Origin of the sequence: Sphingomonas sp. (assembly GCF_035490575.1) — a bacterium.
Lineage (GTDB): Bacteria > Pseudomonadota > Alphaproteobacteria > Sphingomonadales > Sphingomonadaceae > Sphingomonas.
The window spans coordinates 1-9,011 of sequence record NZ_DATJLI010000021.1 but is presented as its reverse complement, the minus strand read 5'-3'; the positions used below and the strand labels follow the sequence as shown (position 1 = coordinate 9,011).

Here is a 9,011-nt window from a genome sequence, read left to right as displayed (position 1 = left end):
CGCCTTTTCCAGCGTCGTGGCCGTCGCGGCGACCGGATCGCCCGACACGTCGTCGAACCGCTTGAAGCTGGTCGCCATCGCCAGCAGGATCGTCACCGACCGCGCGCCGCGCACATTGATGGCGCCATCGGTGCCCGGCGTGACCCGCCCGCCCTGAGCATCGACGCGAAGCCGCGCGGCAAAGCGCAATCCCGCCTCGATGCCGGAGGATGCCCGGTTCATCCCCGACAGCAGCATTTCTCCACCGTCCGCGCGCGAGCTGGCACCGTCATGCGGCGTGTCGAGCGCCAGGTCGACGTCGATGCCGTCCCCGCCCGTTGCGCTCAGCCGCACGGCGATCACCTGATCGGGCAGCGATGCGATGACTTCGCGCACATGCGTCGCGTCGCCCGCCGTGAAACGCGTCGTCGCGATCGAGGATTCGAGGTCGAGTTCGCGGTGATAGTCGTTCGGCGTGTCGACACCCGAAAAACGCAGGCGCAGATTGCCCAGCGCCTGATAGGGCATCTGAACCTTGGGCCGGGCGATCAGCGCTTCGTTGGTCAGCGCCTCCGCTTCCTCGATCCGCCCGGCGAACACCATCTCGCGCACCTTGGGCAGCGCATCGCGCGCCAGCGGATTGACGGGGTCATAGGGGCGGCCCGCCCATAATGTCCCTTCGTTCAGTTGCAGCCGCTCCTCCGCCGTCCCGCCGAACACCATTGCGGCGATACGGCCATTGCCGACGGGCAGCGCCTGGGTCCATTCCGTGGCGGGCTGGCGATACCATAAGGTGGTGCGACGGCGCGGGTCGACCGTGCGGGCGCGCCCGTCGATCGCGAATGCCATCGTGCCGGCGGCCATCGCCGCCATCGTTTCCCTGCGCGTCAGCATGTCGCCTCCCCCATATCTTACGCTCAATTCGTATAGGATCGCAGCGTAACCATTTGGCCGGGCGGATCAATCGCGATGGCGCTCAGCGCGGCTTCGATCGCCGCGCCGCCCAGAAGGCGAGGCGCTTCCTTATATCGCGCTCGAATCCGCGTTCGTTGGGCGCGTAGAAGGGGTCCGGCTGCGCCTCTGCGATGGCGTCTGGGAAGAATGGCTGTCCCGAAAAGGCGTCGGGGGCGTCATGGTCATATTGATAGCCCGCGTGATAGCCCAGTTCCTTCATCAGTTTGGTCGGGGCGTTCAATATGTGCTTGGGCGGGGGCAGCGAGCCGGTCTTACGCGCCAGCGCCGCCGCACGGTCGAAGGCCAGATAGGACGCGTTCGATTTGGGCGCGGTCGCGACATAATTGATCGCCTGCGCCAGAAACAGCCGCCCTTCCGGCAGGCCGATGCGCTCCATCGCCTGCCACGCGGTTACGACCTGCACCAGCGCCTGGGGGTCGGCCATGCCGACATCCTCCGACGCGGCACAGGCCAGGCGGCGAAAGATCACCGCCGGGTCCTCGCCCCCCTCCAGCATCCGCGCCGCCCAGTAGAGCGCGGCATCAACATCGCTGCCGCGCAGGCTCTTGTGAAAGCAGCTGAGCAGGTTGAAATGCTCTTCCTTGCTCTTGTCGTAGAGCGGTGCGCGCGCCTGCGCGATCTTCATCAGCGCATGTACATCAAGCGCTGCGTCGGTCTCGACCGCGAACACATCGTCGCACAGGCCCAGCAGATAGCGGGCATCGCCGTCGGCCATCGCGATCAGCGTGTCGCGCGCATCGGCATCGAGCGGCAGCGGGCGGCCGAAATGCGCCTCCGCCCGGCCGATCACCCGGTCGAGCGCCTCGCGGTCGAGGCGGTTGAGCGTGAACGTCTTGGCGCGCGACAGCAGCGCCGATACCAGGCTGAAACTGGGGTTTTCCGTGGTCGCGCCGATCAGGGTGAAGGTGCCGTCCTCGATCGCGGGCAGCATCGCGTCCTGCACCGGGCGGTTGAAGCGGTGGAGTTCGTCGATGAACACGACGGTATTGCGCCCCGCCTCGCGCAGCGCCGCCGCTGCCGCCATCGTCTTTCGCAGGTCGGCCAGCCCGGTCGACACCGCTGATAACTGCTCGAACGCATAACCCGCCTCGTTCGCGATCAGCCGCGCGATCGTCGTCTTGCCGACGCCGGGTGGTCCCCACAGGATGAAGGAGGCCAGCCGCTTGCCATGCAGCATCCGCCCCAGCGGGCCATCGGGCGCGAGCAGATGGTCCTGGCCCACCACATCGGCGATGCGGGTCGGGCGCAGTTCCTCGGCCAGCGGGCGGGGCAACGCGCGGGAAAACAGCGAATCGGTCATGCCGACCTGACTTTACGAAGCAGCGACAAGGGCATAGGCGTCATATGGGGACCGGCGCCGCGATCCGCATCACCGCCGGTTGTCAGCGGATCGGCCAGACACCCAGCACGTCGTCGGTCGCCGGGTTCTCGATCCGCACCTCGTCAAAGCGCGCGCCGATCAGGCAGATGGGGCGCTGGTCGATGCCGCCGGGCTGCGTGCAGCGAACGGGCGATGCGCCGGGCACTGCCGCGACACGGCCGATGACGCGCACGCGAAGGCCCTGTGAGCCGTCGAACTGGTCGGCGGGCACGCGTTTGACCACTTCGAACCGGCGCGGTTCGGCCTCGTCCTGCGCCTCGCCTTCCGGAAAACGCGCGATGGCGAGGGTTTGTCCGGGCAACAGCACGGGTTCGCGCCCCGTCGGCGTCGTCTGTCCACCCGACGCGCAACGCGCCGCCCCTGACCAGGGACGCGCGATCCAGAAGCCCTCCACCGGGCGCGCGGCCATGTCGCCGCCCAGGTTCCAGTCGGCACCCTGCCAGCGATCGGCCGTGACCGATACGCGCAGCGTCGCGGCTTCCTCGTCATAGCGCCAGCGCATCGGCAGGCTGCTTTCCGGTGCGCTTGGTCCCGTGCAGCCAAAGGGCAAGGTCAATTCGAAACGGCGCCCGGCAGCGTCCTGAACCGGCTTGGGTGTCGGCTCGCCCGCGGCATGGGCGTCCGCCGCCTGAGTCGCCAGCGCCAGAAGATCGGCGCGCGCCAGTATCCGGGCTGTATCGCTGGGCGCCGGGGTCGGCACCGCGACGGGCATACGGATGACGCGCGGCAGCACGGGTTGGGGATCGGGCGCGGTGTCGCGGCCGATCAGGAACCCCGCGCCGCCAACCACGATCGCCGCCGCCAGTCCCCCCGCGATCGCCAGCCGGCTGGTCCTGATGCTGGGTTCGTGCATAAGCCCCTGATAGCAAATCCGCCGCGATGCTCCAGACCCCCGGACAAAAAGAGCCGGCGCACTTGACAGCACGGGCCTGCGGCTCGACGCGGGGGCATGGCGATCGACCAGATCCTGACGCTGTTCGTGCTGGCCGCGGTCGTCGCGGCGCTGATCTGGGACAAGGTGCGCGCCGATGTCGTGGCGCTGACCGGCGCGGCGGTGCTGCTGATGACCGGCGTGGTCCGCCCGGTGGAGGTGCAGGGTGCCTTTGCCAGTCCGGCGATCATCGCGCTCGCCTCGCTGTTCGTCATTGCCTATGCGCTCGAACTTTCCGGGCTGCTTGATCGCGCGATTTCCATGGCGGTGGCGATGTGCCGGCGGATGGGGGCGATCGGCATCTGGCTGTTGCTGGCGATGATCGGCGTGGTGTCGAGCTTTCTGAACTCGACGCCGATCGTGGTGCTCGGCGCGCCGGTGGTGCGCGATGTCGCGACCACATTGGGCCTGTCACCCAAACGGTTCCTGATCCCGCTGTCCTACATCACGATCCTGATGGGGTGCTGCACGCTGATCGGCACGTCGACCAACCTGCTGGTCGACGACATGGCCAGCCTGGCCGGGCAATCGCGCTTCGGCATTTTCGAGATCACGCCCGTGGGCATTCCGGTGGCGATCGTCGGCGGGCTGTATCTGTTGCTGGTCAGCAACCGGTTGCTGGGCGGTCGCCATGAAGGTGAAGCCCCTGATGGCGAGATCGCGGTCGATCGGAGCCACATCAACAGCGCGCAGGTCGGCAATGTCGAGCTGTTCGCCGAAAAACGGCCTTTGCGCCCGGCACGCGCCGCGATTGCGCTGGGGGTGTTCGTCGGTGCGATCCTGTTGGCGACGGCTGGCGTGGCGCCAATCGCGGCAACCGCTTTTGCGGGCGCGGTGCTGCTGATCCTGCTGCGCGTCATCAGCGCGGACGAGGCGTATTCGGGGCTGCGGCCCGAAATCCTGATCCTGATCGCGGGGATGGTCGTCATCGGCATCGCCATGGAGGAAAGCGGGCTGGCGGCCGCGGCTTCGCAAATGCTGATCGCCACGGTCAACGGTCTCGACCCGCTGGTGGCACTGATCGTGTTGTATGCACTGACCATGGTGCTGACCGAATTGCTGTCGAACGCGACCGTTGCGGTGCTGGTCACGCCGGTCGCGGTTGCGCTGGCCGAAAGTCTGGGGGTCAGCCCGCGCCCGTTCCTGGTTGCGGTGATGATGGCGGCCAGCGCGGCCTTTGCCACGCCCTTTGGCTATCAGACCAATGTCATCGTCTATCAGATGGGACGCTATCGCTACATGGACTTCGTGCGGATCGGCCTGCCGCTCAACATCATCACCGGGGCGGCGGCAGTGGCGGCGATTCGGGTGTTCTTTCCGTTCTAGGCGGACATGCGCCGGCTGACCCACCACAGGCGGACGCCGTTCAGCAGCGCGCCCGTCACCATGCCCGCCGCTGACGCCCAGACCAGCCCCTGCGGCCCCGCGCCGCCGCGCACCAGCGCCCAGCCAAGCGCGCCGGTCACGAGGAAAAAGGCAATGATGCCGTTCACGCCGGCCACGACCTGATCGTCCATCGAACGCAGGGCATAGACGAACACCACCTGCAATCCGTCGAACAGGATGAATGGCGACCAGAGCAGCAGCATGGCCGCGGCGATGCCGTGGACGGCGGGTTCGGCGGGAAAGATCGCGACGATCGGAGCGATGCCGATCAGGATGGCGACGGCCATCATGCCCGTCAGCAGCGCGGCAAGCCCGGCGGCGATCCCCGCCCTGCGGCCCGCTTCGCGCGGCACGCCCTCCCCAATGGCATTGCCCACGCGCACCCCTGCCGCCGATCCCAGACCAAGCGCGACGCCGAACGTCACGTTATGCACCGAGAACACGATCTGGAACGCATGGGCGGTCGGCTCGCCAAGCTGCGTCGACAGCGCGATCAGGATCGAGAAGCCTGCGAGCTCCAGACCGGACGCCAGCGCCGGGACCGCGCCGAAGTGCAGCAGCCGGACCACGCCCGACCAGCGCAGGTCGCCCAGCCGCCGCACGCCCCGCTCGGCCGCGCGCGGCAGCGTCCATGCGGCATAGAGCATCGCGAATGCGCCCAGCGCCGATGCGACAGCGGTCGCCGCTGCGGCCCCCACCGCGCCCCACGCGGGCAGGCCCAGATGTCCGCCCGACCAGGCCCAGGCGAGCAGCGCATTGACCGGCAGCACCGACAATTGCACCACCATCACCCGGCGCGGACGACTGACGCCCTCAAGGAAGAAGCTCGCCGCGATCGAGACGAGCTGGAACGGATAGGCCAGTGCCATCACCTGCACAACGCGCGCCGCCGCCGGGGCCAGATCGGGCGCGACGCCGACCAGCCGCAACAGCGGGTGCGCGGCCACGAACAGGATCGCGCCGCTGGCCAGGCCCAGGATCAGGCCCAGCGCCAGTCCTTCATGCAGGACGCGGCCCGTCTCTGGCAGGTCGCCGGCCCCGTCCGCGCGGGAGACATGGACGATCACGCCCGACAGCCAGCCGAGGACGACGACGATGCCGATATAGGTGATGGCGCGACTGGCCCCCAGCGCAGCCACTTCGTGCGTGCCCGCCGCGCCGACGACGATCACGTCGGTCAGGTGCAGGATGGTCCAGTTCAGGCTGGTCAGCATGACGGGCCATGCCAGCGTCAGAATGCGGCGCGCCTCGACAGTCAGGGGGGCGGGCGCGGCTGTCATCCGCGCGGCTATTAGGCGTGTTCGTAGCGGTCGGCAATTGCGCGCGAAACCATGTTGCATGGCTCATTCGACGCTGCTAGGGGCACCCGCCTACCGACCGCCGGTGATCCGGCGGGATTGACATGTGCGGTCGTGGCGGAACTGGTAGACGCGCAACGTTGAGGTCGTTGTGGGCGAAAGCCCGTGGAAGTTCGAGTCTTCTCGACCGCACCAATTCTTCATTTCCTGATCGATGACCAGACTGGCCGACCCTTCAATGATGGATCGTCGTCGGCAATGTCGCGGCGAACATGATGCGTGCCGAACAAAGCGCGCACCGGAACGCCGCTGTGCCCGGCGTTTCGCACGGCGAGTCACAAGCGATTCGGTTCGGCGTGACCGCGAACAGGTCGATCAGCCGCCGTTCGTCATGTGACAGGTTCTCGCCCCGTCCGACGACAATCGCCCTGCCCAGCGCCGCTTCATACAGGGTCATCAGGCTGTCGATCACCGGCGCCAGCATCCCGCAGCCGCGCGGTGCCAGCATCGCATACAGCATCGGCTGGACGCTGTGTCCCTGGTCGCGCGCGGCCCGCCAGCATCGCCCGCCACGACGCAAAAGCACCGCGACCGGCATGGCGGTCGCGCGGTCGGCGGTTGTTTCTCGGCCTGACGCGGTCATGCGAGTGGCTTTCCTTAAGGGATCGTGCCGATATGGCATCTATGCGAACGACTCGCAATAGCATGTTGGCGCTTGGCGTCGTATGGCGGCGACACAATATCCTGCAATCAACGCCCGAAAGGACATGCCTTGACCATCAGCAGCAGTAGCGCGCGCGTGCCGACCGCGCATGGATCACGTTATCTTCAGCAACTGTGCAAGCACTGGAGCCATAATCTGGCCGTCGAGTTCGACGAAAACCATGGTCGCGTCACCTTTCCGCGCGATGTGCGCGGCGCCGACTGGCCGGGCGACGCGGTGGTGACGTTCGATGCATCGTCCGACGTGCTGGAAATCCGCATCGACGCGGCCGCACCCGCGCAGCTTGACGGTTTGAAGGGCGTGGTCGAGCGGCATGTCGATCGCTTCGCCTTCCGCGAAGCGGCGCTGAGCTATGACTGGCGCGACGCGGACTGATCCGGCTGCGCCGCCAGGCCGGGTTTCAGGCTGGCTTCCAGCCGCTCCGCCGTTTCCCGCAATTGCTCGGCCAGGCTTTCCCATTCGCGCAACTGGTGCGATTCTCGTTCGATCGCGTCGCAAAGCGCCTCGACCGAACGGCTCAGGCCGGCGGCATCGGCCGGCGCCGGGCGCGCCGGATGAGCGGCAAACGCCGCGCGAACGCGTGATCGTGCTGATAATCCCTCCCGCATCCGGGCAAGACGCGCAGCGCCCGCGCCGGTTCCGTTCCGGCGGGTCCGCCAGCGGACGCTTTTAACCCCCGCGCTGGTCCAGCAGCGTCAGATAGGCATCGAGCACAGCCTGATTGGCCGTGTCCCAGACATAGCGTCTGGCCGCCCGGTGTCCGGCCGCGCCCGCGCGCTGGCGCAGTGCACTGTCCTCCACCAGCCGCTGGATGGCGTCGGCATAAGCGGCGACGTCGGTCGGCGGCACCAGAAAGCCGGTCACGCCATCCTCGACCAGATCGATCGCCCCGGTCGCACGCGCGGCGACGACGGGAACGCCCGCCGCCATCGCCTCGGTCGTCACATTGCCAAAGGTTTCGGTCACGCTGGGCATGAAGAACACGTCCATCCCCGCCACCGCGCGGCCCAGATCGTCACCCGACTGAAAGCCGGTGAACACCGCGTCGGGCACGCGTTCGGCGAACCATGCGCGGGCGGGGCCTTCGCCGATCACCAGCACCTTGTGACGCACGCCGCGCCGCCGCAGTTCGGCGATCACCTGGGCGAAGATGCCCAGTCCTTTCTCCAGCACCAATCGCCCCAGAAAGCCGACCGCCACTTCATCATCGGCGATGCCCAGCGACCGGCGCCATGCATCGTCGCGCCGGGAGGGGCTGAAGCGGTCATGGTCGATCCCGCGCGACCAGATGCCGATCGGGGTGGTCACGCCCCATTGGTGCAGCAGCGTCGCCATGCCGGGACTGGGCACCATCACCTGATCGGCGCGGTTGTAGAAACGCGCCGACAGCCGCGTCGCCAGCGGCTCCAGAAAGCCCAGCCCGTAATAGCGCGGATAGGTTTCGAACCGCGTGTGCAGCGACGCCAGCGTGGGAATAGCGTTCGCGCGCGCCCAGCTGAGCAGGCGGTGGCCGCTCCAGTCAGGGGCGGAGACATGGACGATGTGCGGGCGATAGGCGTCAAGATCGGCGCGCACGCTGGCGGGCAATCCCTTGCCCAGCCGATATTCGCCGCGCCCGCCCGGCAGCGCGAACGCTGGCACGTCGACCAGATCGCCCGTCGCCGGAAAGGCCGGTTCGGCGACGGTCGGCGAATAGGCGCGCGTCGTCACGCCCCGTTCCAGCAAAAAGGCGACAAGCCGGTTCAGCGCCTGATTGGCGCCGTCGCGAACATAATTATAGTTGCCGCTGTAAACGGCGATCCGAAGCGCGTCTGGCTGCATGGCGCGCGGATTTAGACCGGATACGGCCCTTTGACCATGGGAACGAAGCGCGGGGATGCCGGTTCGCTGGGTTCAGGTGAAACGTTTCGGAGCAGCCGCATGTCGAACGCCTTTCGCAAGGGTCAGACGGTGAAGTGGGATTGGGGGCAGGGCACCGCCAAGGGCAAGGTGGCCGACAAGTTCACGCGCCGCGTCCAGCGCACGATCAAGGGGTCAAAGATCGTCAAGAACGGCACCGAGGATAACCCCGCCTATCTGATCGAGCAGGATGACGGCGACGAGGTGTTGAAGCGGGGCAGCGAGTTGAAGGCGGGCTGAGCAACGCGATCGGCGTGCGAATCGGTGGCTCGTCCGACGCTTTTTGCGTCGCGCCGCCTTGCGTGCGGCGCCCGACAGGCGCATGTGGGATGCTTGCATGAATAATGATCTCATCCCGCCGCTTCTTTCGGAAGCGCTCGCCGCGCGCGGATATGCCGCGCTTACCCCCGTCCAGAACGCCGTCATTGCCGAAGCGGC

Annotated in this window: 10 protein-coding genes and 1 tRNA gene; 4 read left to right on the top strand and 7 right to left on the bottom strand. The window is 67.5% G+C overall.

Translation table 11 applies throughout. The features are described from left to right. The 3 genes from VL973_RS01490 to VL973_RS01480 all read right to left on the bottom strand — a co-directional run. Window positions 1-873: glycoside hydrolase family 95 protein (locus VL973_RS01490; protein WP_325282265.1), on the bottom strand; the 873-nt coding region annotated here is incomplete at its 3' end. An 82-nt stretch (window positions 874-955) separates the two neighbouring features. Further along, a complete protein-coding gene (locus VL973_RS01485; protein ID WP_325282264.1) occupies window positions 956-2,254 on the bottom strand; it encodes a replication-associated recombination protein A in 1,299 nt (432 codons plus the stop codon). A gap of 82 nt (window positions 2,255-2,336) precedes the next feature. Beyond that, window positions 2,337-3,188: a hypothetical protein gene (locus VL973_RS01480; RefSeq protein WP_325282263.1), complete on the bottom strand. Its 852-nt coding sequence runs from the start codon at window positions 3,186-3,188 to the stop codon at window positions 2,337-2,339. Between the two features lie 96 nt (window positions 3,189-3,284). On the opposite strand from VL973_RS01480, the gene VL973_RS01475 reads away from it, so the two are divergent. Continuing rightward, window positions 3,285-4,592, top strand: a complete 1,308-nt coding sequence (locus VL973_RS01475; protein ID WP_325282262.1) for an SLC13 family permease — start codon at window positions 3,285-3,287, stop codon at window positions 4,590-4,592. On the opposite strand, the gene VL973_RS01470 is transcribed toward VL973_RS01475, so the two are convergent. Then, complete coding sequence (locus VL973_RS01470; protein ID WP_325282261.1) at window positions 4,589-5,932, bottom strand: MATE family efflux transporter; 1,344 nt, start codon at window positions 5,930-5,932, stop codon at window positions 4,589-4,591. The genes VL973_RS01475 and VL973_RS01470 overlap by 4 nt on opposite strands. A 126-nt stretch (window positions 5,933-6,058) precedes the next feature. On the opposite strand from VL973_RS01470, the gene VL973_RS01465 reads away from it, so the two are divergent. Beyond that, window positions 6,059-6,145: transfer RNA gene (locus tag VL973_RS01465), tRNA-Leu, on the top strand. Window positions 6,146-6,185: 40 nt separating this feature from the next. On the opposite strand, the gene VL973_RS01460 is transcribed toward VL973_RS01465, so the two are convergent. Then, window positions 6,186-6,593: a hypothetical protein gene (locus VL973_RS01460; protein ID WP_325282260.1), complete on the bottom strand. Its 408-nt coding sequence runs from the start codon at window positions 6,591-6,593 to the stop codon at window positions 6,186-6,188. Window positions 6,594-6,728: 135 nt separating this feature from the next. Here VL973_RS01460 and VL973_RS01455 point away from each other — a divergent pair, with 135 nt between their 5' ends. Next, on the top strand, window positions 6,729-7,049 hold the full coding sequence (locus VL973_RS01455) for a DUF2218 domain-containing protein (protein WP_325282266.1): 321 nt from the start codon (window positions 6,729-6,731) through the stop codon (window positions 7,047-7,049). Here VL973_RS01455 and VL973_RS01450 read toward each other — a convergent pair. Both VL973_RS01450 and VL973_RS01445 read right to left on the bottom strand, forming a co-directional pair. Continuing rightward, the gene (locus tag VL973_RS01450) at window positions 7,025-7,282 is read right to left on the bottom strand and encodes a hypothetical protein (RefSeq protein WP_325282259.1); all 258 of its coding nucleotides are present in this window, start codon (window positions 7,280-7,282) and stop codon (window positions 7,025-7,027) included. The two genes, VL973_RS01455 and VL973_RS01450, sit on opposite strands and share 25 nt — an antisense overlap. Before the next feature lie 61 nt (window positions 7,283-7,343). After that, on the bottom strand, window positions 7,344-8,495 hold the full coding sequence (locus VL973_RS01445; protein ID WP_325282258.1) for a glycosyltransferase family 4 protein: 1,152 nt from the start codon (window positions 8,493-8,495) through the stop codon (window positions 7,344-7,346). 99 nt (window positions 8,496-8,594) lie between these two features. Here VL973_RS01445 and VL973_RS01440 point away from each other — a divergent pair, with 99 nt between their 5' ends. After that, window positions 8,595-8,813, top strand: a complete 219-nt coding sequence (locus VL973_RS01440) for a hypervirulence associated TUDOR domain-containing protein (RefSeq protein WP_325282257.1) — start codon at window positions 8,595-8,597, stop codon at window positions 8,811-8,813. The last annotated feature ends 198 nt before the right edge of the window (window positions 8,814-9,011 follow it).

Bases quoted from the DNA above. Each gene is read 5' to 3' on its own strand.
- VL973_RS01470 (WP_325282261.1), bottom strand. From the start codon at position 5,932: ATGACAGCCGCGCCCGCCCCCCTGACTGTCGAGGCGCGCCGCATTCTG.
- VL973_RS01480 (WP_325282263.1), bottom strand. From the start codon at position 3,188: ATGCACGAACCCAGCATCAGGACCAGCCGGCTGGCGATCGCGGGGGGA.
- VL973_RS01445 (WP_325282258.1), bottom strand. From the start codon at position 8,495: ATGCAGCCAGACGCGCTTCGGATCGCCGTTTACAGCGGCAACTATAAT.
- VL973_RS01460 (WP_325282260.1), bottom strand. From the start codon at position 6,593: ATGACCGCGTCAGGCCGAGAAACAACCGCCGACCGCGCGACCGCCATG.
- VL973_RS01485 (WP_325282264.1), bottom strand. From the start codon at position 2,254: ATGACCGATTCGCTGTTTTCCCGCGCGTTGCCCCGCCCGCTGGCCGAG.
- VL973_RS01475 (WP_325282262.1), top strand. From the start codon at position 3,285: ATGGCGATCGACCAGATCCTGACGCTGTTCGTGCTGGCCGCGGTCGTC.
- VL973_RS01450 (WP_325282259.1), bottom strand. From the start codon at position 7,282: ATGCGGGAGGGATTATCAGCACGATCACGCGTTCGCGCGGCGTTTGCC.
- VL973_RS01440 (WP_325282257.1), top strand. From the start codon at position 8,595: ATGTCGAACGCCTTTCGCAAGGGTCAGACGGTGAAGTGGGATTGGGGG.